Here is a 26,763-nt window from a genome sequence, read left to right as displayed (position 1 = left end):
TGCGAACACTGTCTATTGGAGCCAGTCATGCGTTATATCAGTACCCGCGGCCAGGCACCGGCCCTGAATTTCGAAGACGTCCTGCTGGCAGGTTTAGCCACTGACGGCGGCCTGTACGTGCCGGAAAACCTGCCACGTTTTACCCAGGAAGAAATCGCTTCCTGGGCCGGCCTGCCATATCACGAGCTGGCCTTCCGGGTGATGCGCCCGTTCGTCACCGGCAGTATCCCTGATGCCGATTTCAAAAAGATTCTTGAAGAAACGTACGGCGTGTTTTCCCACAATGCCGTGGCACCATTGCGTCAGCTGAACGGCAACGAATGGGTGCTGGAGCTGTTCCACGGCCCGACCCTGGCGTTCAAGGACTTCGCCCTGCAACTGCTCGGTCGCTTGCTCGACTACGTGCTGGAAAAGCGCGGCGAGCGCGTGGTGATTGTCGGCGCCACCTCGGGTGACACCGGTTCGGCCGCCATCGAAGGCTGCAAGCACTGCGAAAACGTCGACATCTTCATCCTGCACCCGCACAACCGCGTGTCCGAAGTGCAGCGTCGCCAGATGACCACGATCTTCGGCGAGAACATCCACAACATCGCCATCGAAGGCAACTTCGATGACTGCCAGGAAATGGTCAAGGCGAGCTTCGCCGACCAGAGCTTCCTCAAGGGCACTCGCCTGGTTGCGGTGAACTCGATCAACTGGGCGCGGATCATGGCCCAGATCGTTTACTACTTCCATGCAGCCCTGCAGTTGGGCGGCCCGGCACGTTCGGTATCGTTCTCGGTGCCTACCGGCAACTTCGGCGATATTTTCGCCGGTTACCTGGCACGCAACATGGGCCTGCCGATCAACCAGTTGATCGTCGCTACCAACCGCAACGACATCCTGCACCGCTTCATGAGCGGCAACCAGTACGTCAAGGAAACCCTGCACGCCACGCTGTCGCCGTCCATGGACATCATGGTCTCGTCAAACTTCGAACGCCTGCTGTTCGACCTGCACGGTCGCAACGGCGCAGCGATTGCCGGGCTGATGGACAGCTTCAAGCAGGGCGGTGGTTTCAGCGTCGAAGAGGAGCGCTGGACCGAAGCCCGCAAGCTGTTCGACTCGTTGGCGGTGGATGACGCGCAAACCTGCGAAACCATCGCCGAAGTCTATGAGCAGACGGGCGAGTTGCTGGATCCGCACACTGCCATCGGCGTCAAGGCGGCACGGGAATGCCGTCGCAGCCTGGATATTCCAATGGTGATCCTGGGAACCGCTCACCCGGTCAAATTCCCGGATGCCGTGGAAAAAGCCGGTGTAGGAAAAGCACTCGAACTGCCTCTACATCTTTCTGATTTGTTTGAGCGAGATGAGCGTTGCACCGTGTTGCCGAATGACCTGAAAGCCGTGCAGGCCTTTGTCAGTCAGCATGGCAACCGCGGCAAGCCGCTGTAACCGGCAAAACCTGTCACATTTTGAAGCCCGTCTCCTGACGGGCTTTTTCATTTGCGCATGCCAAACTTGCCAGGTTTTCGCCCAAAGGACGGGCGAGTCGATCATCAAGGAAGTGGCATGCTGTTTTTCAGAGGGTTCAAGCCAGCCGCGTGCTGGATGTTTTTGGTCGGCGCTCTGCTGGGCTTTGCTCATTGGGCGGTGGCGGCGCACCTGGCGATTCCTGAAGCCCGGGGCGCAGTCGCAGGTGCAATGATCGAGCTGGACGCACAGGAGCGCCAATGGATTGCAGAGCACCCCCGAGTCATTGTCGCGTCGACGCAATATCCGCGGTACTTGTTCAAGGATGAGCACGGGCACTGGAACGGGTTGAACATCGATGTGCTCAATCGCATCAGCACCATGACCGGTTTGCGATTCGTGCATGAAGAGACGTTTTCCACCGACCAGTTGCTGGGGCGTCTGGAAAGCGGGTCGGCGGATATGAGCACGACGCTGGCCATGAATGATGAGCGCAAGGCCTTCCTGGATTTCAGCCATGCGTTCGGAGGCGCAGGCTGGGTGTTCGTCGGCCATGCAGATGCGCCGCAGGTGCAATCCCTGGCGCAGCTATCGAAACGCGTACTGGTACTGCCGGCCGGACATGCACTCGAGACGGTGATTCGCCGTGACTATCCGGCCATCGAATTGCGCTCGGTCAAAACCTACGCCGAGGCCCGGGCGCTGGTCGAAAGTGGCGAAGCCTATGCCACCATCGAAAACGAAATCGGGGCACAACTCTATCCGTTGGGGCAGCTCAAGGTGGGACACATGGTGGAGGGAAAGTGGGAGGCCGATCACCTGGCGGTCCGTGAAGGGCAGATGCAGTTGTTGAGCATCCTCAACAAGGCGCTTGAGGCCTTTCCTCCTGCCGAATTGCGGGCCATTCGCCTGAAATGGCTCAATGGAATTATCCCGGTGCAGGTGCCCACTGCCTGGCAACGGTTTATGCAGTGGGGTTGTTGGGGCGTGTTTATCGCGAGCGTATTCGCGGTGCTTTCCATGCTCTGGAATCGTCGGCTCGCCGCGCTGATCCAACAGCGGCTGAACGCCGAAAAGGATCTTCGTGATCAACTGGCGTTTCAGCATGCGTTGATGGACGCCATGCCCGATCCGATGTTTGTTCGTGATCTGGACGCGCGTTTGATCATGTGCAACAAAAGTTATGAGGAGGGTTTTTCGACCCGCTTCGATCAGATCCAGGGGCGGCAGTTGATCGAGCTTGATGTGTTGCCCAAAGAGACCGCCGCACGGCTGCATGCAGAGTTCCTGACCCAGCTTCATACACGCAAGCCCCGCTTCAGTGAACGTCAATTGCTGTTCAAGCACGGCGTCAGGGACATCTACCAGTGGACGGTGCCGTTTTACAGTGCCGACGGACAATTGCGCGGACTGTTGGGCGGATGGGTTGATATCGGCAAGCGTACGAGTGAGGTGTGAACTGACTGTTTTTTCCCTGTCATCTTTGCCGTGCATGCTCTATCGAGCAGCGACGCAGGGTTCTCCTGCCATTGATATCCAGAACTTTCTACTCGGACCAGTGGTCATTTAATCTAGACATGCCCCAGGCACTTTGTTTTCGGACTATTGAGTGGTGATCGAGATGGAAAGTATCAGTCTATTGCTCGGTGAGGCTCTGAGCCCGTATCAAGTGACGTTGACCCCGTCGGGAACCCATGGCGAATGCCTGGTGACACTGAAAAATGCGACCGGCGCCATCGTGGTCGAAAGGGAGTTCAATCAGGCCCAGTTGACCGATAAGCGTCTGCTGACGGATGTGGTCGACGGCTTGCATCGCGACGTGCTGATCGCCGAGGGACGCTTGGAGCCCTGCGTTATCGCGGCGTTACGCAATGCTGCCCAGGACAAGATCCTGCCCAGCCGAAATTGAATTGTTTTTTGTGGGAACCTTCCTGCACCAAGGTCAGTCAGACCATGTAACAGCAGGATCAAGCATTGTGCTCCGGTGCTTGTAGCTTGCTGCCACTGGTCTTTATGTAGGCCACGTTTAACCCCGAGTCGTCTCCCCACTTCTCGGGGTTTCTTTTTGCCTGCGATTTGTCATTGCCGAGCCTGCTGCTCGAAAAATACCCGGCTGGCTTCCAGGTAGTCGCTGCGACTTTCCGGGTCCAGCCACGCGGCGTAGGCCTCGCTCAAGTGATCGTGGGGCAGGTTGTGCAGTAGTTGGTTGATTTCGGTGATCGCCTGCCGGCCTTGAGGGGTGTCGGTACAGCCGATGTAGCCGGACAGGTATTTGCCTGTGCCGTGAATCGGGAAGAACTGCAATTCATCCTCGGCGATCCCTTGCTGTTGGGCCTGGTAGCGAATTTCCGAGCGATACCCCAACAGCATCCGCAAGCGGCCCAGCCGTTGCATTTGCAACAGGCTGCCCAAGGCGTCATTGCCGTAGTGGAGGGTCAGCGAGTTGGCCGGCGCTTGTTTGAGCAGCGCATCGAGATACTCGCCGTAATTGCGCTCGGCAATAATGCCCAGCTTCTCGTGGCCGCTGGCGAGCAGGGCCGCCAGGTCCACTTCACCGTCCTTGATAAAGGGCGTCAGTACTTCTCGATCAACGCGCCGCACCGCCAGACCATTACTCATGGCCCGAAAGACCGGAACGGAAAACGCGATCCAGGTAGCGCGTTCCTTGCTCCAGTTCAGCGCCGCATCGCATGTCAGGGATGGCTCGTGAAGCATTTGCAGTCCGCGAGCGCGATTGACCCTCAGCAGGCTGTGCTGGTACTGCGGCATGCCGGCGATCAATAGCGGCAGTAGTTGATCGATGACCCCCTGGCCCTTTTTCGAGCCTTCGAAAATCATCAGCGGCGGAAGATCGCGCAACAGCCAGATCAGGGTTTCCTTCGGTTGCGCCAACGTTGACGGAGCCTGGCCGGCGAGCAAGAGGAAAACCGCGAACGCGCACAATACTCGCCCACCGCGCGTCAGGCTGTGCTTGATGGGCCGCGCAAACAGGCGCCTCAGCTTAGATGGCCCCGTCTTCACGCAGCTTTGCGATCTGTTCCTTGTCATAGCCAAGATCGTTGAGTACCTGAGCATTGTGTTCGCCCAACTGCGGCCCGACCCATTCTGAAGTGCCAGGTGTCTCTGAGAGTTTCGGCACGATTCCCGGCATCTTGAAATCTTTGCCGTCCGGCAGCTTGGCTTTGAGGAACATTTCCCGGGCCAGGTACTGCGGATCGCTGAACATGTCTTCGGCGCTGAAGATCCGGCTGGCCGGTACTTCGGCCTGATTCAACTGCTCGATGATCGTGTCCAGTGGCAGCGAATTGACCCAGCGATCGATGACCCCGTAAATCTCGTCACGACGGCTGTCGCGGCCATCGTTGCTGGCCAGCACCGGGTCGTTGGCCAGATCCTCCCGGCCGATGATCAGCATGAAGCGTTTGAAGATCGCATCGCCATTGGCGCCGATCTGCACATGTTTGCCGTCGGCGCTGGTGTGGATCGAGGAGGGCGTAATGCCCGGCATGATGTTGCCGGTACGTTCGCGGATGAAACCGAATACGTCGAACTCCGGAACCATGCTTTCCATCATTGCGAAAATCGCTTCATACAGCGCCACATCTACTACTTGCCCCTGACCACCGTTGACCTCGCGATGACGCAAGGCCATCAACGCACCGATCACACCCCAGAGCGCGGCAATCGAGTCGCCGATGGAAATCCCGGTGCGCACCGGCGGACGATCCTCGAACCCGGTGATGTAGCGCAGGCCGCCCATGGATTCACCGACCGCGCCAAATCCGGGCTGATCTTTCATCGGTCCGGTCTGGCCGAAGCCCGAAAGACGCACCATCACCAGTTTCGGGTTCAGCGCGTGCAAGACTTCCCAGCCCAGACCGAGTTTTTCCAACACGCCAGGGCGAAAATTCTCGATCAGGATGTCCGCTTCGCTGAGCAGTTTTTTCAGGATCGCCAGGCCGTCCGGGTGTTTGAGGTTCAGTGTCAGGGACTTCTTGTTACGCGCCTGAACGAACCACCACAACGAGGTGCCTTCATACAGCTTGCGCCATTTGCGCAACGGATCGCCGCCGTCCGGGGATTCGACCTTGATCACGTCGGCACCGAACTCACCACAAATACGCGAGGCAAACGGGCCGGCGATCAAGGTGCCCAATTCGATGACTTTCAGACCTGAGAGTGGTTTGGCGGTGAACGGCATACTGGATCCTGTAGGACAAAGGCTGAGCGGGTAGAGGGTTTTAACATAGCCGAACGTCAGTCGCCCAAGGTTGATCGCCTTCAATTCGTTGATTGCCTGCCGCATCGGTTAGACTTGCGGCCTTTCCACGTATCAAGAAGCCCGTTCATGGCCCAGCCGTCCACGACCTACAAGTTTGAACTGAACCTCACCGACCTCGACCACAGCATCTACGAGACCGTGAAGCAGACCATCGCCCGTCACCCTTCGGAAACCGAAGAACGCATGACCGTGCGGCTGCTGGCCTACGCCTTCTGGTACAACGAGCAGCTGTCGTTTGGCCGCGGTCTGTCGGACGTGGATGAACCTGCCTTGTGGGAAAAGAGCCTGGACGACCGTGTCCTGCACTGGATCGAAGTCGGCCAGCCGGACGCCGATCGCCTGACCTGGTGCTCGCGCCGCACCGAGCGCACCAGCCTGCTGGCCTACGGCAGCCTGCGCGTCTGGGAAACCAAAGTGATCCCGGCGATCAAAAACCTGAAAAACGTGCATATCGCCGCGGTGCCGCAGGAAATCCTCGAGACCCTGGCCAAAGACATGCCTCGCGTTATCAAGTGGGACGTGATGATCAGCGAAGGGACGATTTTCGTTACCGACGACCGTGGTCAGCACGAAGTCCAGTTGCAGTGGTTGAGCGGCGAACGCGGCTGATTTTTCGCCGCTGGTTCGCGTCACCCGGTTTTATCCTACGTATTCAAGAGAAGCACCTGTCACCCCATGCGCATCGAACCTCGCCTGTTGCCCGACACCCTGCCATTCCTCGGTGATCTGCCGCCGCTACTGACCCGCCTGTATGCGGCGCGGGGCGTGCAGTCCGAAGCCGAACTGGACAAGAGCCTGGCGCGGCTGATCCCGTTCCAGCAGCTCAAAGGCATCGACGCCGCCGTGGATCTGCTGGTGGTGGCGCTGGAGCAGCGGCAGCGGATTCTGATCGTCGGCGACTTCGACGCCGATGGCGCGACGGCCAGTACCGTGGGCGTGTTGGGTTTGCGCCTGCTGGGCGCGGCGCACGTCGATTATCTGGTGCCCAACCGATTCGAGTATGGCTACGGCCTGACCCCGGAAATCGTCGAAGTGGCGCTGACCCGCACACCGCAGTTGCTGATTACCGTGGACAACGGCATCTCCAGCGTCGACGGCGTGGCAGCGGCGAAAAAGGCCGGACTCAAGGTTCTGGTCACCGATCACCATTTGCCCGGCGATGAACTGCCCTTGGCCGATGCCATCGTTAACCCGAACCAGCCAGGTTGCGAGTTTCCGAGCAAAGCGCTGGCCGGTGTCGGGGTTATTTTCTACGTACTGATGGCCTTGCGTGCGCGGTTGCGCAGCCTGGGATGGTACGAGAGCAAGCCACAGCCGAACATCGGCGAATTGCTGGATCTGGTCGCCTTGGGCAGCGTTGCCGACGTGGTGCCGCTGGATGCCAACAACCGGATTCTGGTGCATCAAGGGTTGGAGCGGATTCGCGCCGGCCGCGCCCGACCGGGGATCAAGGCGATCCTCGAAGTGGCCAAGCGTGATCATGCGCGCATCACCTCCACGGATCTGGGGTTCATCGTCGGCCCGCGCCTGAACGCGGCGGGACGGCTGGATGACATGAGCCTGGGCATCGAATGCCTGCTCACCGAAGACGCCGGTATGGCGCGTGAGATGGCGGTGCAACTGGATGGCATGAACCAGGACCGTAAATCCATCGAGCAGGGCATGCAGCGTGAAGCACTGGCTCAGCTCAAGGATTTGCCGGTGGATTCGATGCCGTTTGGTTTGTGCCTGTTCGATCCCGAGTGGCACCAGGGTGTCATCGGAATCCTCGCGTCGCGTATGAAAGAACGATATTTCCGCCCGACAATTGCCTTTGCCGATGCAGGAGATGGTTTGCTCAAGGGCTCGGGGCGTTCGGTCCAGGGCTTTCATATTCGCGATGCCTTGAGCGTGGTGGCAGCGCAGCATCCGAACCTGATCAGCAAGTACGGCGGCCATGCGATGGCGGCCGGCCTGACGCTGCCGGAAGCGAATTTTCCGCTGTTCGCCGAAGCCTTTGACGCTGAAGTGCGTAGGCAATTGCGCGAAGAAGACCTGACCGGGCGCCTGCTGTCGGACGGAACCCTGGCGGTCGAAGAGTTCCACCTCGAACTGGCTCGCGCCTTACGCCACGCCGGCCCTTGGGGGCAGCACTTCCCGGAGCCCTTGTTTCATGGGGTGTTTCAGTTGGTCGAGCAGCGCGTCGTCGGCGAGCGACACCTTAAAGTGGTGCTCAAAAGCGAATGTGGCTCGGTCAAACTCGATGGCATTGCCTTTGGTATCGACCGTGATATCTGGCCGAATCCGACTATCAAATGGGTGGAACTGGCCTACAAACTCGACCTCAACGAGTTTCGTGGAAATGAAACCGTTCAGTTGATGATTGCCCATATCGAACCGCGTTAAACCCTTCGCGGGCAAGCCTTGCTTCTACAGGTTTATGTGATCCGTAGGAGCGAGGGCTAGCCCGCGAAAGCGACTTCCGTCACGCCCAATCCATCTGAACCCTCCCGCATCCCTCGTTGTCGACTAGGCTCTAAGCACTGCTTGATTGGCCTTGTGACGTCTTGTCGAATCTTTTACCCGCGGGGGCGGGTGTTGCACCTTTTTCCTGTCACTCGTCGACTTTTCAAACAGAACCCTGGAGCCTGCCCACTGATTCGAGAGGTGCCCCATGAGTCTGCTGCTTGAACCCTATACCCTTCGCCAATTGACCCTGCTCAACCGCATTGCGGTATCGCCGATGTGCCAGTACTCCAGCGTCGATGGCCTGGCCAACGACTGGCACCTGGTCCACCTCGGCAGCCGCGCTGTCGGCGGGGCCGGGCTGGTGTTTACCGAAGCCACGGCGGTGACCGCCGACGGCCGCATCACTGCCGAGGATCTCGGCCTGTGGAACGATGAACAGATCGAACCGCTGCAGCGTATTACCCGCTTCATCGCCGCTCAGGGCGCCGTTGCCGGCATCCAGTTGGCCCACGCCGGGCGTAAGGCCAGCACCTATCGTCCGTGGCTTGGCAAGCATGGCAGCGTCAAGCCTGATGAGGGCGGCTGGGTCCCGGTCGGTCCTTCGCCGATCGCTTTCGACCCACAGCACACTCAACCCAAACAACTCGATGAAGGCCAGATCGCTGAAGTGATTCAGGCCTTCGTCGATTCGGCCAAACGGGCGCTGGTCGCCGGCTTCAAAGTAGTCGAAATACATGCCGCCCACGGTTACTTGCTGCACCAGTTCCTGTCCCCGCTGAGTAATCAGCGACGTGATCAATACGGCAGCTCGTTTGAGAATCGCATTCGGCTGGTCTTGCAAGTCACCGAAGCGGTGCGTGCAGTCTGGCCCGAAGAGTTACCGGTGTTTGTGCGCGTGTCGGCCACCGACTGGGTGGAAGATGGCTGGAACCCCGATGAAACCGTCGAGCTGGCGCGGCGCCTCAAAGATTTGGGTGTGGACCTGATCGATGTGTCGTCGGGCGGTACGGCGGTTAACGCCGAGATTCCCACAGGGCCTGGTTATCAGACGCGCTTCGCCGAGCGTGTGCGCAAGGAGTCAGGCATTGCCACCGGCACCGTAGGAATGATTACCGAACCGGCGCAGGCCGAGCACATTCTGCGAACCTGTCAGGCTGACATCATCTTCCTCGCTCGCGAGCTGTTGCGTGATCCGTACTGGCCGCTGCATGCCGATGATGACCTGGGAGGGCACAAGGCAATCTGGCCGGCGCAATACCAGCGGGCAACCCATCGGGATCAGCCCATACATGAGTCGGACTTGCGTGACTAAAATCTGCTGACATGAAAAAGCCCCTGAATCGCGAGATTCAGGGGCTTTCGTTTGAGCGGGTTTCGATCAGGCCGCTTCGATCTTGCTGCGGTTCTGTTCGACCCTGTTCAGGTAGTCCTTGAGTTTTTCCTGTTCCGCCGGGGTGGTGAACAACCCGAGTTTGCTGCGACGCCACAGAATGTCGTGCGCGCTGGTCGCCCACTCTTCGCTGCACAAGTAATCGACTTCGCGGGTGTAAAGACCGCCGCCGATGTGTTCACCCAGATCGCTCAGGTTCTGCACGCCTTCAAGCATGCGCCAGGTACGGCTGCCGTAGGTGGTGGCCCAGCGGCGCGAGATCTCTGTCGGCACCCAGTCGAACCTGTCGCGGATCAGCGAGCTCAGCGCCTGCGGGGTGGTCATGTCTTCGCCACCCGGCAGCGTAGCACTGGCCGTCCAGCTAGGCTTGATGTCCTTGAAGTACGGCGCCAGTTGCGCCAGCGCCGACTCGGCCAGTTTGCGGTAAGTGGTCAGCTTGCCGCCGAACACCGACAGCAGCGGTGCTTCTTCGCCACTGCCCGACAGCGCCAGGGTGTAGTCGCGGGTAACGGCCGACGGGTTGTCGGATTCGTCGTTGCACAGCGGACGAACACCGGAATAGCTGTGCAGGATATCGTCGCGGCTGATGCGTTTCTTGAAATGGGAGTTGACCACTTTGAGCAGGTAGTCGGTTTCGCCTTCGGTAATCGCCACTGCAGCCGGATCGCCGATGTACTCGCGGTCAGTGGTGCCGATCAGGGTGAAGTGGTTCAGGTACGGGATGGTGAACACGATGCGCTGATCTTCGTTTTGCAGAATGTGCGCGTGTTCGCCTTCATACAGTTTTGGCACGATCAGGTGGCTACCCTGGATCAGACGGATGCCGTAGGGCGATTCCATCTTCAGGTCGTCACGGATGAACTTGGCGACCCATGGGCCGGCCGCATTCACCAGCGCCTTGGCGCGGATCGAAAACAGGCTGCCATCGGCGCGTTCCAGATGCAGGTGCCACAGACCTTTGGTGCGACGAGCGCTGACGCAGCGCGTCTGGGTATGAACGTGGGCGCCTTTCTCGCGGGCGGCCATGGCGTTCAGCACCACCAGGCGAGCATCGTCGACCCAGCAATCGGAGTATTCGAAGCCTTTGGTGATTTCGCTTTTCAGCGGGCTGTCCGGGCCGAACTTCAGGCTTTTCGAACCTTCAAGTTTTTCCCGTTTGCCGAGGTGGTCATACAGGAACAGGCCGGCGCGGATCATCCATGCCGGACGCAAGTGCGGGCGGTGCGGCAACACGAAGCGCATCTGCTTGACGATATGCGGTGCCTTGGCCAACAGCACTTCGCGTTCGGCCAGGGCTTCACGCACCAGGCGGAATTCGTAATGTTCCAGGTAGCGCAGGCCACCGTGGATCAGCTTGCTGCTGGCCGAAGAAGTGTGGCTGGCCAGATCGTCCTTTTCGCAAAGGAATACCGAAAGGCCGCGGCCCGCGGCGTCCGCTGCGATCCCCACGCCATTGATCCCACCACCGATGACGGCGATATCGTAGACCTCGGCGAGAGGGGGCGTAGGCAAGGTAGAAGTGGGCATCGGCTGGCCTCGGTTTTTTTAGATTTCGATATTTGAATTCGAACATTAATGTTCATTTGCGAAAATGGTAGCCCATAAACGCGCGCACAGCCAGTCAACTTCGATTGAAAATACTGATCGAAGGGCGGTTAAAGGAAAATTTGCGAACATTCAGACGAGGGGTAGGGCGGGGGAGGTGCAGTGCGCGGGCGATTGTTTTCGCAAGCAAGCCCGCTCCCACAGGATTAGTGCATAACCTGTGGGAGCGGGCTTGCTCACGAAGGCGCCGGTACAGGCACCGCAAATGGCAGGGTTAGATTTACACCACTTCCAACCGAATCTTGTGCTGACTCAACAACTGCGCCAAGGCCGGCACAGGCTGCTGATCAGTCACCAGGCAATCAATCAGACTGATCGGCCCCAGACGAATCATAGCATTGCGCCCGAACTTGCTGGAGTCAGCGGCGAGGATCACTTTCCGGGCGTTGGCGATGATCGCCTGGGACACCCGCACTTCCTGATAATCGAAGTCCAGCAGACTGCCGTCTTCATCGATACCGCTGATGCCGACCAGGGCGAAGTCGACCTTGAACTGGTTGATGAAGTCGACACTGGCTTGACCGACCACACCGCCGTCACGCCGCACGTTGCCACCGGTCAGCAGAACGTCGAAGTCGTCCTTGGCACTGAGCATCGAGGCCACATGCAGGTTGTTGGTAATGATCTTCAGGTGGTTGTGATTGAGCAGCGCCCGGGCAATCGATTCGGTCGTTGTACCGATGTTGATGAACAGCGAGGCATGGTCGGGAATCTGGGCCGCAATGGCCTCGCCGATACGCTGCTTTTCATCGCGCATCTGATCGGCACGCATGGCGTAGGCGGTGTTTTCGACGCTGGAATCATAGGCTGCGCCGCCGTGGTAGCGACGCAACAAATTGGCTTCCGCCAGCTGATTGATATCGCGGCGGATGGTTTGCGGTGTAACGACGAACAGCTGAGCCATTTCCTCGATGCTGACATAGCCGCGTTCCCGGACCAGTTCGAGGATTTGTTGCTGACGGGGAGGCAGATTCATGGGGCTTCCTTTGGGCTGCCGTGCAAAATTTGCCCATGATGCCGCAGGAATCTGCTCCCGACCAGTTACATACGGATACGAGTCCTCAGCTTGGCTTATTCAGCGCCCTCATGAGGTTCCCAGTCGCGGGTTCGGCTGACGGCTTTTTTCCAGCCGGCGTAGAGTTTTTCCTTCGCGGTTTCGTCCAGGGCCGGTTCAAATTCGCGCTCGATCACTGCCTTGCCGCGCAATTCGTCCAGGCTGCCCCAGAAGCCACACGCCAGGCCAGCCAGGTAAGCCGCGCCAAGTGCTGTGGTTTCGCGCATTTGCGGACGCTCTACCTGAGTACCCAGGATGTCGGCCTGGAATTGCATCAGGAAGTTGTTGGCTACCGCGCCGCCGTCTACGCGCAGGGCTTTGAGGCGTTCGCCGGAGTCCTGCTGCATGGCGTCCAGAACGTCGCGGGTCTGGTAGGCAATCGACTCAAGTGCTGCACGAATAATGTGATCCACGCGTACGCCGCGAGTCAGGCCGAACAAAGCGCCACGGGCATACGGGTCCCAGTACGGAGCGCCCAGACCGGTGAAGGCCGGTACCAGGTAGACGCCGTTGCTGTCCTTGACCTTGTTGGCGAAGTATTCGGTGTCGTGGGCGTCGTTGATGATTTTCAACTCGTCACGCAGCCACTGAACGGTAGAGCCACCGTTGAATACCGCGCCTTCCAGCGCGTAGGACACTTCGCCACGCGGGCCGCACGCGATAGTAGTCAACATGCCGTGCTTTGATTTCACCGCTTTGTTACCGGTATTCATCAGCAGGAAGCAACCGGTGCCATAGGTGTTTTTCGCCTGGCCCGGCTCTACGCACATCTGGCCGAACAGGGCCGCTTGCTGGTCGCCGGCAATGCCGCCGATGGCGATGCCGCTTTTGGTGTGGCCGTAGATTTCCGACGACGATTTAACTTCCGGCAACATTTCACGCGGGATATCCAGCACCTCCAGCATCTTCGCATCCCACTCCAGGGTGTGGATGTTGAAGAGCATGGTGCGCGAGGCGTTGGTGTAGTCGGTGACGTGTACTTTGCCGCCGGTAAATTTCCAGATCAGCCAGCTGTCGATGGTGCCGAACAGCAGTTCGCCCTTGCGCGCTCGTTCACGGCTGCCTTCGACGTTGTCGAGGATCCACTTGAGTTTGGTGCCGGAGAAGTACGGGTCAGTGACCAGGCCTGTGGTTTCGCTGATGTATTGCTCGTGACCGTCGCGCTTGAGTTGCTGGCAGATCTCGGTGCTGCGTCGGCATTGCCAGACGATCGCGTTGTAGATCGGCCGGCCGGTGGTCTTGTCCCAGACCACAGTGGTTTCACGCTGGTTGGTGATGCCGATGGCTGCGACCTGGTCGTGATGCAGGCCGGCTTGAGCCAGGGCCTCGACCATCACGGCGCTTTGGGTAGCGAAGATTTCCATCGGGTCATGTTCGACCCAACCGGCTTGCGGGTAATGCTGGGCGAATTCACGTTGGGCGGTGCACACCACGTTCGCGTCGCGGTCGAAAATGATCGCGCGGGAGCTGGTCGTACCCTGATCGAGGGCAATGATGTAGTTCTTATTCTGAATGTCGGTCATGTCGATTGCCTTGGACGAAATAAGGGAGTGAGGTCAGGCGCGCGATCTTGTGGGCAGGATCTCGCGCCAACGGTATCAAGAAGTTCTTGGTTTGCCGTCAATGGCAGGTGTTGCATCCTTTGTAGCAGGTATGGCGCTGGGCAGATGACGGGCAATCAGCCCGCGATAAGCGGCAGCACCGAGGCAGGCACCGACAATCGGTGCAAAAATCGGAATCAGGAAATACGGGATGTCGCGTGCACCGGTGAAGGAAATTTCACCCCAGCCCGCAAAGAAAGTCATTAACTTGGGACCGAAATCACGCGCCGGGTTCATCGCAAAACCGGTCAGCGGGCCCATCGAGCTGCCAATCACCGCGATCAGCAAGCCGATCAGCAAGGGCGCCAGCGGCCCCTTTGGCAAACCGTTGTTGTCATCGGTCAGGGACATGATCACGCCCATCAGGATCGCCGTGATGATCACTTCAACGAGGAAGGCCTGGGCGGTGGACAGGGCGGGGTTGGGGAAGGTGGAGAACACCGACGCCAGTTCAAGGCTGGCCTGAGTGCCGCGAACCATATGATGTGTTTGTTCGTAATCGAAGAATAGATTGCTGTACAGCGTGTAAACCAACAACGCTCCGCAGAAAGCGCCAGCGATCTGGGCGAGAATGTAGAACGGCAATTTGCGCTTTTCGAAATCAGCGAAAATGCTCAGGGCGATGCTGACGGCAGGATTGAGGTGAGCCCCGGAAACACCGGCGGTCAGGTAGATCGCCATGCTCACGCCAACACCCCAGATGATGCTGATTTCCCACAGGCCAAAGCTGGCGCCCGCGACCTTGAGCGCAGCAACGCAACCCGTACCAAAAAAGATCAACAGCGCAGTACCCAGAAACTCGGCCATGCATTGGCTCGAGAGCGATGGTTGTTGTAGAGCAATTGTCATTGAAAACCTCGTTTTTGTTTTTGTCTGGCGCTTCTTTCATCATGGCCAAAGCGCGATTTCCACCGAGGCAGGATCCCCATCCTGTTCTCGGACTACGGCTGGGTGCTGCAGTGATACATTCGTACAGTATTCACATTCGAAAAAATATAGACAAGAAACACTGCTGTCAAAGGTCGAAAGTGAACGGTCGGTCACATTTAAACTATTACTCACGTGAATGATCGTATCGTTCACGAGTCGGGCAGAACCTGGACAGACGGCACACGGCGCCGCCAAGTCTTTGAAATAGCGCTGCAATAGAGCCTTTTCTGGATCAATGTCCTAGAATCCAGCGCAGTGTTTTTCATCTGCCGCCAAGCTTGGAGCTGCCATGACCCCCGCATTGGATTTGTTGAAAAAAGTTCGTGCCGAACATCGCGTGCACAGTTACGAACATGATCCAAAGGCAGCGTCCTATGGCCTGGAGGCCGCGGAGAAACTGGGGTTGGACCCGGCGCAGGTGTTCAAGACATTGCTGGCCGCCAGTGAGAAAGGTGAATTGTTGGTGGCCGTCGTGCCGGTCGTCGGAAGTCTCGATTTGAAGGGGCTGGCTCACGCAGCGGGAGTGAAAAAAGTCGAAATGGCCGACCCGGCCGCTGCGCAACGATCCACTGGTTACCTCCTGGGCGGGATCAGTCCGCTGGGGCAAAAGAAGCGCTTGCGCACATTCATCGATAATTCAGCCCAACCCTTTGCCAGCATTTTCGTCAGCGCCGGTCGACGCGGTCTGGAAGTCGAATTGGCCCCCGCCGTGCTGGCCGAACACACTCAGGCGAAATTCGCCGATATCGGCCGTGCTTGAGCCGCTGTATGGTGAAAATTAGCGTGCTCTGCTACTGGTGCAGCGTTGCTTGCAGCTTCATGCTCGGTGGTCGGACATAAGGAGATGGTCATGCAGCTTGAATTTCACCAGGTCGATGCGTTCAGTGATCGGCCATTCAGTGGCAACCCGGCAATGGTCTATCGGCTTGACGCCTGGCTCGCCGATGAGTTGATGCAAAAGATCGCCGCTGAGCACAACCTCGCCGAAACCGCCTTTGTGGTGCGCGAAGGGCAGGGCTGGCACATCCGTTGGTTCACGCCGACCACCGAAGTCCCGTTGTGCGGTCATGCGACCCTGGCCAGCGCTTATGTGTTGTTTGAGATCTATAAAGAGCCGGTTGAGCGATTGGACTTCATCTGCAAGTCCGGCCCGTTGAGTGTCAGTCGTGACGGCGAGCGGCTGTGGCTGGACTTCCCGGCCATCGTGCCGTCCGAAGTGGGCGTGACCCTGGATGTCGAGCGCGCGCTCGGTGTGGAAGCAGTCGATGTGCTGGGGTCAAATGAATTGTTCGTAGTGCTGGAGTCCGAGCAAGCCGTGCTCGATTGCCAGCCCGATATGGCGGCTCTGGCGAAACTGCCGTGGCTGGGCGCCATCGTGACTGCGCGGGGCAGCAAGCACGATTTCGTTTCCCGTTACTTCGCCCCGGCGATCGGCATCAACGAAGACCCGGTGACTGGCGCTACCCATTGCAGCTTGATTCCGTATTGGTCGAAACGCTTGGGTAAGTCGAGTCTGACGGCTTATCAGTGTTCGGCGCGGGGTGGGGAGTTGTTCTGCCGGCTGGAAGGGGAGCGGGTGAAGATCGGCGGGAATGCGACGCTCGTTGCAAGCGGAACGCTGATTCTCGGTTGACCATAATCCAATGCGGGAGCGGGCTTGCTCGCGAAGACGGTGTGTCAGTCAATGATGCTAACTGACAGCCTGCCTTCGCGAGTAAGCCCGCTCCCACATTGTCCGTGTGTATCAGCTGGCAGTGCTGTAGCGCCGAACGCCAGACTCGACCACCGGAATTTGCGCCGCCGTGCTGCCGGATGCCTGGAACAGCACCAGATGTTCAGCCGCGACGCGAATGCCAACTTCCGAACCGACCTGATGATCGGCATGACTCGGAAAAATCGACTCAAGCTGTGCGCCCGTCGGTAGCTGCAAGCGATACAAGGTCGATGCGCCCTGGAAAGACTTGCCGATAATCCGCGCCTTCAAACCGTTGTCCGGTGCATAGACGATATCGTCCGGGCGCAGCAAAACATCCACTGCACCACCAATCGGCCAGGTGTAGGCCCGATTGCCGCGCAATTCACCCAGCTCGGTCTGCACCGATTCCGGACTGGTCAACAGACCGCGAATGAAGTAGCCCTGGCCGATGAAACTGGCCACAAACGGCGTCAGCGGTTCGTGATACAGGTTGTAGGGCGTGTCCCACTGCTCAAGCCGACCCTCCTTGAACACGCCGACGTGATCGCTCACTGCGAAGGCTTCTTCCTGGTCGTGGGTCACCAGAATCGCGCTGGTGCCACGGGCCTTGAGAATGTCGCGTACCTCATGGCTGAGCTTGCGTCGCAGTTCGCCGTCGAGGTTGGAGAACGGTTCGTCGAGCAGCAGCAGTTGCGGTTCCGGTGCCAGGGCACGGGCCAGTGCGACACGTTGCTGCTGGCCACCGGACAGCTCGTGGGGGAAGCGCTTGCCGAGGTTCTTCAGGTTGACCAGTTCCAGCAACTCTTCGGTGACGCGATCCTTTTGCGGATGCTTGCGGATACCGAAGGCGATGTTCTCGGCCACGCTCAAGTGCGGAAACAGCGCGTAGTCCTGGAACACCATGCCGATCCGGCGTTTCTCCGGAGCGAGGGTGAACCCGGCGCGGGAAATCGTCTCGCCAGCCAGCTGGATTTCACCTTCGTGTACCGGTTCAAAACCGGCGATGGCGCGCAAAGTAGTGGTCTTGCCGCAACCCGAAGAGCCCAGCAGGCAACCAATATCACCGGCATTCAAATGCAGGTTGAGGTTCTGCACGACCCGTTGGTCTTGATAGCCGCAGGCGAGGTTGCGCAGATTAAGCAGTAATGGCTGGCTCATGCGTGGTGGTACGCCGGCTCGACGAGAAACTCGAGCAGGGCCTTTTGTGCGTGAAGACGGTTTTCGGCTTGATCCCAGGCAACAGAGCGGGTGTCGTCGAGCAAGTCGACGCTGATTTCTTCACCACGGTGGGCCGGCAGGCAGTGCATGAACAGCACGTCCGGGGCGGCCAGGTCGAGCAGGGCACGGTTGACCTGGAACGGCGCGAACAGCTTCAGGCGTTTGGCGGTTTCCTCTTCCTGGCCCATGGAGGTCCAGACGTCGGTGCTGACCAGGTGGGCGCCGCGAACGGCATCCTTCGGATCGCGGACGATGGTCACCCGATCACCGGCCTTGGCCACGAACTCGGGGTTGGGTTCGAAACCTTCCGGACAGGCGATGCGCAACTGGAAGTCGAATTGAATCGCCGCTTCTATATAGCTGTTGCACATGTTGTTGCCGTCGCCGATCCAGGCCACGGTCTTGCCCTGGATCGAACCGCGGTGTTCGAGGAACGTCTGCATGTCGGCCAGCAACTGGCACGGGTGCAGGTCGTCGGACAGGCCGTTGATCACGGGCACGCGGGAGTTGGCGGCAAATTCGGTCAGGGTGCTATGGGCAAAGGTACGGATCATCACCGCATCGAGCATGCTCGACATGACGATCGCGCAGTCGCCGATCGGCTCGCCACGGCCCAATTGGGTGTCGCGAGGCGAGAGGAAGATTGCCTGGCCGCCGAGCTGGATCATGCCGGCTTCGAACGAGATGCGGGTACGGGTCGAGGACTTCTCGAAAATCATCCCGAGCACGCGGTTTTTCAGAGGCTCGAACAGTACGCCGCGGTTACGCAGGTCTTTGAGCTCAACGCCTCGACGGATCACGCTGACCAGCTCTTCGGGCGTGCAATCCATCAGGGAGAGAAAGTGCCTTGCGCTCATCATTGACTACCTTTTTGCTACAAACCGCAGATGCTCAAAGCCTTGTTTAACGGAACAACGGGCGAGACCTGCGGCGTAAGCCGCACGGGGCGACGAAATAGGGGAAGGCGCGATCTTATAATTAAATGTCGCGTCTTACCAATAGGGCTACGGTTTTTAGGGGAGTTCAGAGGGGCTACGGGGTGACCGCAGTAGCGCTTTTGAAGCCTGTTTCCTGACAGCAGCCAACCATTTGTACACTGGGGCTGCGGGGGATTGCAATCAAACGGGGCGGGGATGGCACAGTGACAGTCGGTTTTTGACCTGTCATTCGGGGGGCTTTTCCGTCAGGCCACACAGAGGTGTCTGGTCTGAAACACTTGCTAATGCAAAGTGGTAGGTTATAACTAAGTCACGCCGACGCAGGAAGCCTCTGGAATGGAATCGAAAGAACAGCAGTTAATGGAGCTACTTGGCCTCACCGCCCGCTCTCTGACCCACCTCACCGCCTCAATGACCTCGATGTCTTTCGAATTGATGCGCAGTAACGACGAGGTTACCAAGGCCGCTGGCCGACGGATGATCGACCGAATGGCCACCATCAGTAGCGGGCTCGACGAGCACTGGCGACTGATCGGCGAACTCACAGGCGTGCACCTCGCCCAGGAGCAGGTCGAAACCGTTCAGGAGATTCAGCTGCAGGCGCCGCCCAGATTGCCAGTGAACTGATCCCGAGCGGCCATCGGCTGGCCTGATAGCCGCCGATTCACAAGACGAACGTCGCTGGCGCAGTAGCGGGTCACGCGCCATAGTTTTGTTCCCGCGGCTGATATTGCCCGCCCAGAACAAAATAGAGACTGGCCATGACCAAGACTCTCCATCACCGTGCCTGCCACCTGTGTGAAGCCATCTGCGGCCTGACCATCGAAACCACCGAGGTCGAAGGCGGCCATGTGCAGATCACCTCAATCAAGGGCGACCCCCAGGATACGTTCAGCCGCGGGCACATCTGCCCCAAAGCTGTCGCGCTGCAAGACATTCAGAGCGATCCGGATCGGCTGCGTCAGCCGATGCAGCGGGTGGGCAGCGAATGGCAGCCTATCGAGTGGGAAGACGCCTTCAACCTTGTAGCCGAACGCCTGGCGGCGATTCAGGCGCGTCACGGGCAAAACTCGGTGGCGGTCTATCAAGGCAACCCCAGCGTGCACAACTACGGGCTGATGACCCATAGCAATTACTTTCTCGGCCTGCTGAAAACCCGCAACCGGTTTTCTGCGACGTCGGTCGACCAGCTGCCCCATCACTTGACCAGCCATTTGATGTACGGCCATGGCTTGCTGTTGCCGATCCCGGACATCGATCACACCGACTTCATGCTGATCCTCGGCGGCAATCCGCTGGCCTCCAACGGCAGCATCATGACCGTGCCGGATGTGGAAAAACGCCTCAAGGCGATCCAGGCCCGGGGCGGCAAAGTGGTCGTGGTCGATCCGCGCCGCAGCGAAACAGCGGCGATTGCCGACCAGCATCTGTTTGTGCGCCCTGGTGGCGATGCTGCGTTGTTGTTCGGGTTGCTCAATACCTTGTTTGTTGAAGGCCTGACCCGCGACAGCCATCTGCCGGTGGACGGTCTGGATGAGGTGCGTGAGGCGGTCGCGGGTTTCACCGCCGAGGCCATGAGCCCGCTGTGCGCCGTGCCGGCCGGGCAGATCCGCCAACTCGCGCGGGACTTCGCCGCGGCGCCGACAGCGGTCTGCTACGGTCGCATGGGTGTGTCGACCCAGGCGTTCGGCACCCTGTGTCATTGGGTGGTGCAGTTGATCAATCTGGTCACCGGTAACCTCGACCGCGTGGGCGGGGCGCTGTGTACCGAGCCGGCGGTCGACCTGGTGGCGTCCACCTCGGGCGGGCATTTCAATCTGTGGCAGAGCCGGGTGTCCGGCCGTCCGGAATACGCGGGAGAACTGCCGGTATCGGCACTGGCCGAAGAAATGCTCACCGAAGGGGAAGGGCAGGTTCGCGCGCTCATCACCGTGGCGGGTAATCCGGTGCTCTCCACTCCGAATGGACGGCAACTGGAGCAGGCGCTCGATGGGCTGGAGTTCATGGTCAGTGTCGACCTGTACATCAACGAAACCACGCGTTATGCCGACCTGATCCTGCCGTCCACCTCGGCCATGGAAAACGATCATTACGACACCACATTCAATATGTTTGCAGTGCGTAACGTCACCCGGTTCAACCGGGCGATCCTGGCCAAGCCCGAAGGGGCATTGCACGACTGGGAAATCTTCGTGGGGCTGGCCAAGGCGTTTGCCGCGAAGACCGGCAAGGAGTTGAAACCTACGATTGCTCCCGCGCAGATGATTGATCGTGGTTTGCGGATGGGGCTGTACGGCGACGCTTCGGAACACAAACTGTCGCTGGCGACCTTGTTCGATCACCCCCATGGTGTCGATCTCGGGGCATTGAAGTCCAACCTTGCGCCACGGCTGAAAACCGCCAACCAGCGAATTCAGGCAGCGCCGGCAGCAATCCTCGCCGACCTGACGCGTTTCGCAGCCTTGCAGGCGCCGGCTGACGATGAATTGCTGATGATCGGCCGCCGTCATGTGCGCAGCAATAACTCGTGGATGCACAACTATCACCGTCTGGTGAAGGGCAAGCCGCGCCATCAATTGCTGATGAACCCGGACGATCTGGCCAGCCGTGGGCTCAGCGATGGGCAGCGCGTGCGGGTCAGTTCGCGGGTCGGCGTGATCGAAGTTGAAGTGCTTGGCAGTCTGGATATGATGAAAGGCGTGGTCAGCCTTCCTCACGGTTGGGGTCATGCGCGGCCGGGCGTGCAGATGACGATTGCCAGCGGCCAACCGGGTTCCAGTGCCAATGACCTGACCGACGAGTGTCAGCTCGATGAGTTGTCGGGAAATGCGGCGTTGAACGGTGTACCCGTGACCGTGGCGGCGGCTTGATCGAGTCTGTCCGGGAGACCGAGCATGGCGCTCGGCTTTCCGTTACAATGCGCCACCGTGCCGACCACTGAGTCGGAAAGTTCAGCCGAGGTGCTCCATGGATATCATCGAAACGATTAAAGAGCAGATTGCTAACAACACCATTCTGCTTTACATGAAAGGCTCGCCGAATGCCCCGCAGTGTGGCTTCTCCGCGAAAGCCGCACAGGCCGTGATGGCATGTGGTGAAAAGTTTGCGTACGTGGACATCCTGCAGAACCCGGAAATCCGCGCCAACCTGCCAAAATACGCCAACTGGCCAACCTTCCCGCAACTGTGGGTGGGTGGCGAGCTGGTTGGTGGTAGCGACATCATGACTGAGATGGCTGCAGACGGTTCGCTGCAAACCACCATCAAAGCCGCTGTTGAAGCTGCTGCTGCCAACAAGACTGAAGCCTGATCGGTTTCTGTAGGCATTAAAAAGCCCCGCCTCTTTAAAAGAGAGCGGGGCTTTTTATTGCCTCGAGTTTAGCGGGCGCTAACTTACTCTTCGCCCATCTGCGATTGCAGATAGTTCTCAAGACCGATTTTATCGATCAGGCCCAGTTGGGTTTCCAGCCAGTCGATATGTTCTTCTTCGGATTCAAGAATATCTTCGAGCAGTTCACGGCTACCAAAGTCGCCAACGGTTTCGCAATGCGCGATGGCCACTTTGAGATCGGCATGACCGGTGCGTTCGATACGCAGGTCGCACTCAATCATTTCCTGGGTGTGCTCGCCGATCTGCAGCTTGCCCAAGTCCTGGACGTTCGGCAGGCCTTCAAGGAACAGGATGCGCTTGATCAGCTTGTCCGCGTGCTTCATCTCGTCGATGGATTCGTGGTATTCGTGCTTGCCGAGCTTGTTCAGACCCCAATCTTCATACATGCGCGCATGCAGGAAATATTGATTGATCGCGACCAGCTCATTGGCAAGGATCTTGTTGAGATGCTGGATGACTGTAATGTCGCCTTTCATGATGGGGTCCTGCCCTGTATTAGCTGTCTATAAGGCAGAGTTTGAGCCGCGTAATTAAGGGTGTCAAACCTAAGTTATTGAAACTTAAGTGAAAATTAATCGGAATAAGAATGTTTGTGTTCCGCGTCTAGAGTGTAAGCGGTTGATTTTCAGACATAAAAAAACCGGACATCAAGTCCGGTTCTTTGAAATAGGGTATTTACGCGGCAGTAAATTCTACGGGATAGGGAATCGAAGCCTGGGCCGATTGCAGTTTGGTCAGGGTTTCGCGTACCACTTCCTTGGCAAGGCAGGCGCATTTACCGCATTGGCTGGCTACGCCGGTAGCCTGACGGACTTCCTTATAGCTGCAGCAACCTTCATAGATTGCATCGCGGATTTGTCCATCGGTGACGCCAGTGCAGAGGCAAACATACATAAGTGAAAACCGTCGCTGGTTGTGACTCAATTGCGATGGATCTTAATGTTAACGAGAATGATTGTCAAAGTGCTTTCCGAACGCTTTGCCTCATAAGGGCTTGTGGCTGACGAACGGTTTTATGAGGTGGCCTGAGCGAGGAACACAGCAGCGATCTTTTTACCATGCTCGAAAACCGCGGAGGACAGCTCAAAAAACGCGCTGTATGATGGCCGGTCCTTGCGAAGCGGGTTCGTGTCACAGGGCTGTCGCCTGAGGGTGGCAGGCTGACACAAACCCAGTTCTTCACGTTATTACTCCAGGAGAAACTCAATGAGCGTACTCGTAGGCAAACAAGCCCCAGACTTCACCGTACCGGCCGTACTCGGCAATGGCGAAATCGTAGACAGCTTCACCCTGTCCTCGGCCATCAAAGGCAAATACGGCCTGGTGTTCTTCTACCCTCTGGACTTCACCTTCGTTTGCCCGTCCGAGCTGATCGCTCTGGACAACCGCATGTCTGACTTCAAGGCACGCAACGTTGAAGTGGTCGCCGTGTCGATCGACTCGCACTTCACCCACAACGCCTGGCGTAACACCCCGGTCAACAATGGTGGCATCGGCGAAGTTCGCTACACCATGGCTGCCGACATGAAACACGAAATCGCCAAGGCCTACGACGTTGAGTCCGAAGGCGGCGTGGCTTTCCGTGGCGCGTTCCTGATCGACGACAAAGGCGTTGTCCGTTCGCAGATCATCAACGACCTGCCGCTGGGCCGTAACATTGAAGAGCTGATCCGTCTGGTCGACGCTCTGCAATTCCACGAAGAGCACGGCGAAGTTTGCCCTGCCAACTGGAAAAAAGGCGACAAAGGCATGACCGCTTCGACCGAAGGCGTCGCGGCTTACCTGACCGAGAACGCTGCCGCGCTGTAAGGCACGTTTGAGGCATAAAAAAACCGGCCGTTGAGGCCGGTTTTTTTATTGGCGGGATAAACCCAACGACAGGAATCAGTCGTTGAAGTCTTCCCAGCCGCCCATTTGTTTCCAGCGATTGACGATGCCGCAGAACAGCTCAGCCGTCTTCTCGGTGTCGTAACGAGCCGAATGGGCCTCGCGACCGTCGAAGTCGATGTCGGCTGCCTGACAGGCCTTGGCCAGCACGGTTTGACCGTAAGCCAGACCGGCAAGCGTTGCAGTGTCGAAACTGGAGAACGGGTGAAACGGGTTGCGCTTCATGTCCAGGCGCGCGACAGCGGCGTTGAGGAAACCCAAATCGAAACTGCTGTTGTGGCCGACCAGGATCGCCCGTTTGCAGCCATTGGCTTTCAACGCCTTGCGGATGCCACGGAAGATATCGGTCAGCGCAGCTTCTTCACTCACCGCCATGCGCAGCGGGTGGTCGAGTTTGATCCCGGTGAATTCCAGGGCGGCCGCTTCGATGTTCGCGCCTTCAAACGGCTCTACGCGAAAGAAGTAGGTGTGATCGGGGTATACAAACCCTTTTTCGTCCATGCCGATCGTGGTCGCGGCAATTTCCAGCAAGGCGTCAGTGGCAGAGTTGAAACCACCGGTTTCAACGTCGACAACGACTGGCAGGTATCCACGGAAGCGAGCAGCCATCGGGTGGCGCGAACCACCTCCGCCGCCTTGACCGTCCTGTTCGTCGTCGTAATGGTCTTCACTCACGCGTGTTCCTCCAGCAGGCGCCAGCGCAGTTTTTCACCGGCGCGCAGCGGGATTACGGTCAGCTCGCCAAATGGCAGGCTGGTTGGGGCGGTCCATTCTTCGCGGACCAGGGTAATGCGATCGGTGTTCACCGGCAGGCCATAGAAGCGCGGGCCGTTAAGGCTGGCGAAGGCTTCGAGCTTGTCCAGCGCGTTGCGTTGTTCGAACGCTTCGGCATACATCTCGATCGCCGCATAAGCGGTGTAGCAACCGGCACAACCGCACGCGGCTTCTTTGGCGTGCTGGGCGTGGGGCGCCGAGTCGGTGCCGAGGAAGAACTTGTCGCTGCCGCTGGTGGCGGCGTCGAGCAGGGCTTCCTGGTGGGTGTTGCGCTTGAGGATCGGCAGGCAGTAGAAGTGCGGCCGAATCCCGCCCACCAACATGTGGTTGCGGTTGTACAGCAAGTGGTGAGCGGTGATGGTCGCGCCGACATTGGCCGAAGCCGCGTTGACGAACTGCACGGCATCCGCGGTGGTGATGTGTTCGAACACCACTTTGAGCGTCGGGAAACGCTCGACCACACGACGCATATGCTCATCGATGAAGATTTTTTCGCGGTCGAACACGTCGACATCGCCACGGGTGACTTCACCGTGGACCAACAAAGGCATCCCGACTTCGGCCATGGCCTCAAGTGCAGGGAAGATCTTGTCGATGCTGGTGACGCCAGAGTCCGAGTTGGTGGTCGCGCCGGCGGGGTACAGCTTGGCGGCGTGGATGAAACCGCTGGCCTTGGCCTCGCGAATTTCTTCTGGCTGGGTGCGGTCGGTCAGGTACAGGACCATCAACGGTTCGAAACGGCTGCCGGCCGGGCGTGCAGCGAGAATCCGCTGGCGATAGCCGTCGGCTTCAGCCGCATTACGCACCGGAGGTACCAGGTTAGGCATGATGATGGCGCGACCAAAGGTGCGCGCGACATCCGCAACGGTATTGGGCAACACAGCACCATCGCGAAGATGAATATGCCAGTCGTCGGGACGCAGCAGGGTCAGGCGGTCGGACATGAGGGGATTCCAGGCGGGTCAAACTGAGGGGAATGCTACCGGAAAAGACTCTTGCAGGCACTCGCTATCAAGTTTTGCAGGAAGCTTCCGATATCCAACAGGTATGCCGTAAACATGTGTGTGTCGGTCTTTTTGTTGTAGAAGCCAGTGGAGCCTCCCGTGCGCCAGCGTTATTTAGCCTTGCTCAGTGTGTTTGCCAGCCTCCCTGCGATGGCGCTCACTTTCCAGACCCGTCTGGAGAGCATCGAGTGGACGGTCGAAGGTGACAAGTTCGAATGCCGCCTGACTCAGCCGGTCACCGATTTCGGCTCGGGTGAGTTCGTGCGTCGCGCCGGCGAGCAAGCGACGTTTCGGCTGAAGGCCTACAACTCGATGATCGGCGGTGGCTCGGCGACCTTGCTGGCGGCCGCTGCGCCCTGGCAACCGGGGCGTGGCGACATTAACCTCGGCTCCGTACGCATCGGCAGCGGCAATGTGCTGTTCAACAGTTCGCACGTACAGGCCGGGCGCCTGATCAGCGGCTTGATGGACGGCCGCAGTCCCGTCGTCAGGCATCACGCGGGCGATGGTCGGGTGGCGGAAGTGCGTTTGCTGCCGGTCAAGTTCAGCCAGGCTTACGCCGACTATCAGGGGTGCGTGGCCAAATTGCTGCCGCAGAACTTCGAGCAGGTGAAGCAATCCGAAGTCGGTTTCCCGGGCGGCGGGATCGATCTGGATGCTGATGCCAAAGCCAAGCTGCAAGTGATGCTGGAATACATGAAGGCCGATCCGACGGTCAATCACATCGAACTCGACGGCCACTCCGACAACGGCGGCAATCGCCTGACCAACCGTGACCTGTCGCGCCGCCGGGCGCTGGCGGTCATGGACTTCTTCAAGGCCAACGGCATCCAGGAATCGCAGATCACCCTGCGCTTCCACGGCGAGCGGTATCCGCTGGCGCCGAATACCAATTCCTCGAACCGGGCGAAAAATCGTCGGGTCAATGTGCACCTGGCGCGGGTCGCACCTACCGAGAAACCGGCCTCTCAGGCCACGGCATCGGCAAGCGCCACGTCGACCTCCGTAAACCGCTGAAATCGTCGCTCGCTCGACATAATCTGTCGCTTCGTCGTCATAAGCTGTCGCGCCTCTGTAAATTATTCTGCATG

Annotated in this window: 25 protein-coding genes; 13 read left to right on the top strand and 12 right to left on the bottom strand. The window is 58.8% G+C overall.

The genetic code is table 11. The features are described 5' to 3' along the window. Nucleotides 1-27 precede the first annotated feature (27 nt). From thrC to ACA055_RS24235, 3 genes are all read left to right on the top strand, one after another. On the top strand, nucleotides 28-1,437 hold the full coding sequence (gene thrC / locus ACA055_RS24245; protein ID WP_497680928.1) for a threonine synthase: 1,410 nt from the start codon (nucleotides 28-30) through the stop codon (nucleotides 1,435-1,437). Nucleotides 1,438-1,554: 117 nt separating this feature from the next. After that, nucleotides 1,555-2,913, top strand: coding sequence for a transporter substrate-binding domain-containing protein (locus tag ACA055_RS24240; RefSeq protein WP_497680927.1), 1,359 nt, complete (start codon nucleotides 1,555-1,557; stop codon nucleotides 2,911-2,913). Nucleotides 2,914-3,076: 163 nt separating this feature from the next. Continuing rightward, a complete protein-coding gene (locus ACA055_RS24235) occupies nucleotides 3,077-3,364 on the top strand; it encodes a DUF3509 domain-containing protein (RefSeq protein WP_497680926.1) in 288 nt (95 codons plus the stop codon). Nucleotides 3,365-3,534: 170 nt separating this feature from the next. On the opposite strand, the gene ACA055_RS24230 is transcribed toward ACA055_RS24235, so the two are convergent. Then, nucleotides 3,535-4,503, bottom strand: a complete 969-nt coding sequence (locus tag ACA055_RS24230; protein WP_497680925.1) for a TIGR02285 family protein — start codon at nucleotides 4,501-4,503, stop codon at nucleotides 3,535-3,537. Next, nucleotides 4,457-5,656: a CaiB/BaiF CoA transferase family protein gene (locus tag ACA055_RS24225; RefSeq protein WP_497680924.1), complete on the bottom strand. Its 1,200-nt coding sequence runs from the start codon at nucleotides 5,654-5,656 to the stop codon at nucleotides 4,457-4,459. The genes ACA055_RS24230 and ACA055_RS24225 overlap by 47 nt, the downstream gene beginning before the upstream one ends. A gap of 147 nt (nucleotides 5,657-5,803) precedes the next feature. Between ACA055_RS24225 and ACA055_RS24220 the strand changes: the two genes are divergently transcribed. The 3 genes from ACA055_RS24220 (at nucleotide 5,804) to ACA055_RS24210 (ending at nucleotide 9,497) form a co-directional block, all read left to right on the top strand. After that, nucleotides 5,804-6,346, top strand: a complete 543-nt coding sequence (locus tag ACA055_RS24220) for a YaeQ family protein (RefSeq protein WP_497680923.1) — start codon at nucleotides 5,804-5,806, stop codon at nucleotides 6,344-6,346. A gap of 66 nt (nucleotides 6,347-6,412) precedes the next feature. Next, nucleotides 6,413-8,122 (top strand): single-stranded-DNA-specific exonuclease RecJ, encoded by a 1,710-nt coding sequence (gene recJ / locus ACA055_RS24215; protein WP_497680922.1) that lies wholly within the window; start codon nucleotides 6,413-6,415, stop codon nucleotides 8,120-8,122. A gap of 268 nt (nucleotides 8,123-8,390) precedes the next feature. Continuing rightward, nucleotides 8,391-9,497, top strand: coding sequence for an NADH:flavin oxidoreductase/NADH oxidase (locus tag ACA055_RS24210; protein ID WP_497680921.1), 1,107 nt, complete (start codon nucleotides 8,391-8,393; stop codon nucleotides 9,495-9,497). 66 nt (nucleotides 9,498-9,563) lie between these two features. Here the strand turns inward: ACA055_RS24210 and glpD are convergent, their stop codons facing one another. The 4 genes from glpD to ACA055_RS24190 all read right to left on the bottom strand — a co-directional run bounded on the left by glpD (nucleotide 9,564) and on the right by ACA055_RS24190 (nucleotide 14,684). Beyond that, the gene (glpD, locus tag ACA055_RS24205) at nucleotides 9,564-11,102 is read right to left on the bottom strand and encodes a glycerol-3-phosphate dehydrogenase (RefSeq protein ID WP_497680920.1); all 1,539 of its coding nucleotides are present in this window, start codon (nucleotides 11,100-11,102) and stop codon (nucleotides 9,564-9,566) included. A gap of 298 nt (nucleotides 11,103-11,400) precedes the next feature. Beyond that, a complete protein-coding gene (locus ACA055_RS24200) occupies nucleotides 11,401-12,156 on the bottom strand; it encodes a DeoR/GlpR family transcriptional regulator (RefSeq protein ID WP_497680919.1) in 756 nt (251 codons plus the stop codon). A 95-nt stretch (nucleotides 12,157-12,251) separates the two neighbouring features. Beyond that, nucleotides 12,252-13,757 (bottom strand): glycerol kinase GlpK, encoded by a 1,506-nt coding sequence (gene glpK, locus ACA055_RS24195; protein ID WP_497680918.1) that lies wholly within the window; start codon nucleotides 13,755-13,757, stop codon nucleotides 12,252-12,254. A 75-nt stretch (nucleotides 13,758-13,832) separates the two neighbouring features. Beyond that, nucleotides 13,833-14,684, bottom strand: a complete 852-nt coding sequence (locus tag ACA055_RS24190; RefSeq protein ID WP_497680917.1) for an MIP/aquaporin family protein — start codon at nucleotides 14,682-14,684, stop codon at nucleotides 13,833-13,835. Between the two features lie 370 nt (nucleotides 14,685-15,054). On the opposite strand from ACA055_RS24190, the gene ybaK reads away from it, so the two are divergent. Next, a complete protein-coding gene (gene ybaK / locus ACA055_RS24185; RefSeq protein WP_007971306.1) occupies nucleotides 15,055-15,525 on the top strand; it encodes a Cys-tRNA(Pro) deacylase in 471 nt (156 codons plus the stop codon). Between the two features lie 90 nt (nucleotides 15,526-15,615). Further along, the gene (locus ACA055_RS24180; protein WP_497680916.1) at nucleotides 15,616-16,398 is read left to right on the top strand and encodes a PhzF family phenazine biosynthesis protein; all 783 of its coding nucleotides are present in this window, start codon (nucleotides 15,616-15,618) and stop codon (nucleotides 16,396-16,398) included. A 111-nt stretch (nucleotides 16,399-16,509) separates the two neighbouring features. Here ACA055_RS24180 and ACA055_RS24175 read toward each other — a convergent pair whose 3' ends face one another. Continuing rightward, nucleotides 16,510-17,619: an ABC transporter ATP-binding protein gene (locus ACA055_RS24175; RefSeq protein WP_497680915.1), complete on the bottom strand. Its 1,110-nt coding sequence runs from the start codon at nucleotides 17,617-17,619 to the stop codon at nucleotides 16,510-16,512. After that, complete coding sequence (argF, locus tag ACA055_RS24170; protein ID WP_497680914.1) at nucleotides 17,616-18,536, bottom strand: ornithine carbamoyltransferase; 921 nt, start codon at nucleotides 18,534-18,536, stop codon at nucleotides 17,616-17,618. The genes ACA055_RS24175 and argF overlap by 4 nt, the downstream gene beginning before the upstream one ends. 417 nt (nucleotides 18,537-18,953) lie before the next feature. On the opposite strand from argF, the gene plzR reads away from it, so the two are divergent. From plzR to grxD, 3 genes are all read left to right on the top strand, one after another. After that, nucleotides 18,954-19,244 carry a PlzR type 4 pili assembly inhibitor gene (gene plzR / locus ACA055_RS24165; RefSeq protein ID WP_497680913.1) on the top strand — a complete coding sequence of 97 codons (291 nt, stop codon included), beginning with the start codon at nucleotides 18,954-18,956 and terminating at the stop codon, nucleotides 19,242-19,244. 134 nt (nucleotides 19,245-19,378) lie between these two features. Further along, the gene (locus tag ACA055_RS24160) at nucleotides 19,379-21,487 is read left to right on the top strand and encodes a molybdopterin oxidoreductase family protein (RefSeq protein ID WP_497680912.1); all 2,109 of its coding nucleotides are present in this window, start codon (nucleotides 19,379-19,381) and stop codon (nucleotides 21,485-21,487) included. Between the two features lie 97 nt (nucleotides 21,488-21,584). After that, nucleotides 21,585-21,926, top strand: a complete 342-nt coding sequence (grxD, locus tag ACA055_RS24155) for a Grx4 family monothiol glutaredoxin (protein ID WP_007943565.1) — start codon at nucleotides 21,585-21,587, stop codon at nucleotides 21,924-21,926. A gap of 83 nt (nucleotides 21,927-22,009) precedes the next feature. On the opposite strand, the gene bfr is transcribed toward grxD, so the two are convergent. Together bfr and ACA055_RS24145 are read right to left on the bottom strand one after the other, a co-directional pair. Then, nucleotides 22,010-22,483 (bottom strand): bacterioferritin, encoded by a 474-nt coding sequence (gene bfr, locus ACA055_RS24150; protein WP_462021408.1) that lies wholly within the window; start codon nucleotides 22,481-22,483, stop codon nucleotides 22,010-22,012. Between the two features lie 199 nt (nucleotides 22,484-22,682). Next, a complete protein-coding gene (locus ACA055_RS24145) occupies nucleotides 22,683-22,901 on the bottom strand; it encodes a bacterioferritin-associated ferredoxin (RefSeq protein ID WP_149419067.1) in 219 nt (72 codons plus the stop codon). Between the two features lie 312 nt (nucleotides 22,902-23,213). On the opposite strand from ACA055_RS24145, the gene ACA055_RS24140 reads away from it, so the two are divergent. Continuing rightward, on the top strand, nucleotides 23,214-23,816 hold the full coding sequence (locus ACA055_RS24140) for a peroxiredoxin (protein ID WP_461953428.1): 603 nt from the start codon (nucleotides 23,214-23,216) through the stop codon (nucleotides 23,814-23,816). 75 nt (nucleotides 23,817-23,891) lie between these two features. Here ACA055_RS24140 and rnt read toward each other — a convergent pair whose 3' ends face one another. After that, nucleotides 23,892-24,569: a ribonuclease T gene (gene rnt / locus ACA055_RS24135; RefSeq protein ID WP_497647070.1), complete on the bottom strand. Its 678-nt coding sequence runs from the start codon at nucleotides 24,567-24,569 to the stop codon at nucleotides 23,892-23,894. Beyond that, nucleotides 24,566-25,612 (bottom strand): dihydroorotase, encoded by a 1,047-nt coding sequence (gene pyrC / locus ACA055_RS24130; protein ID WP_497680911.1) that lies wholly within the window; start codon nucleotides 25,610-25,612, stop codon nucleotides 24,566-24,568. Before pyrC ends, rnt begins: the two co-directional genes overlap by 4 nt. Nucleotides 25,613-25,771: 159 nt before the next feature. On the opposite strand from pyrC, the gene ACA055_RS24125 reads away from it, so the two are divergent. Then, nucleotides 25,772-26,689 (top strand): flagellar protein MotY, encoded by a 918-nt coding sequence (locus ACA055_RS24125; RefSeq protein ID WP_497680910.1) that lies wholly within the window; start codon nucleotides 25,772-25,774, stop codon nucleotides 26,687-26,689. Nucleotides 26,690-26,763 lie beyond the last annotated feature (74 nt).

The sequence above is a fragment of the Pseudomonas sp. LBUM1657 genome, assembly GCF_059716075.1.
This window is presented reverse-complemented; position numbering and strand designations above follow the sequence as displayed.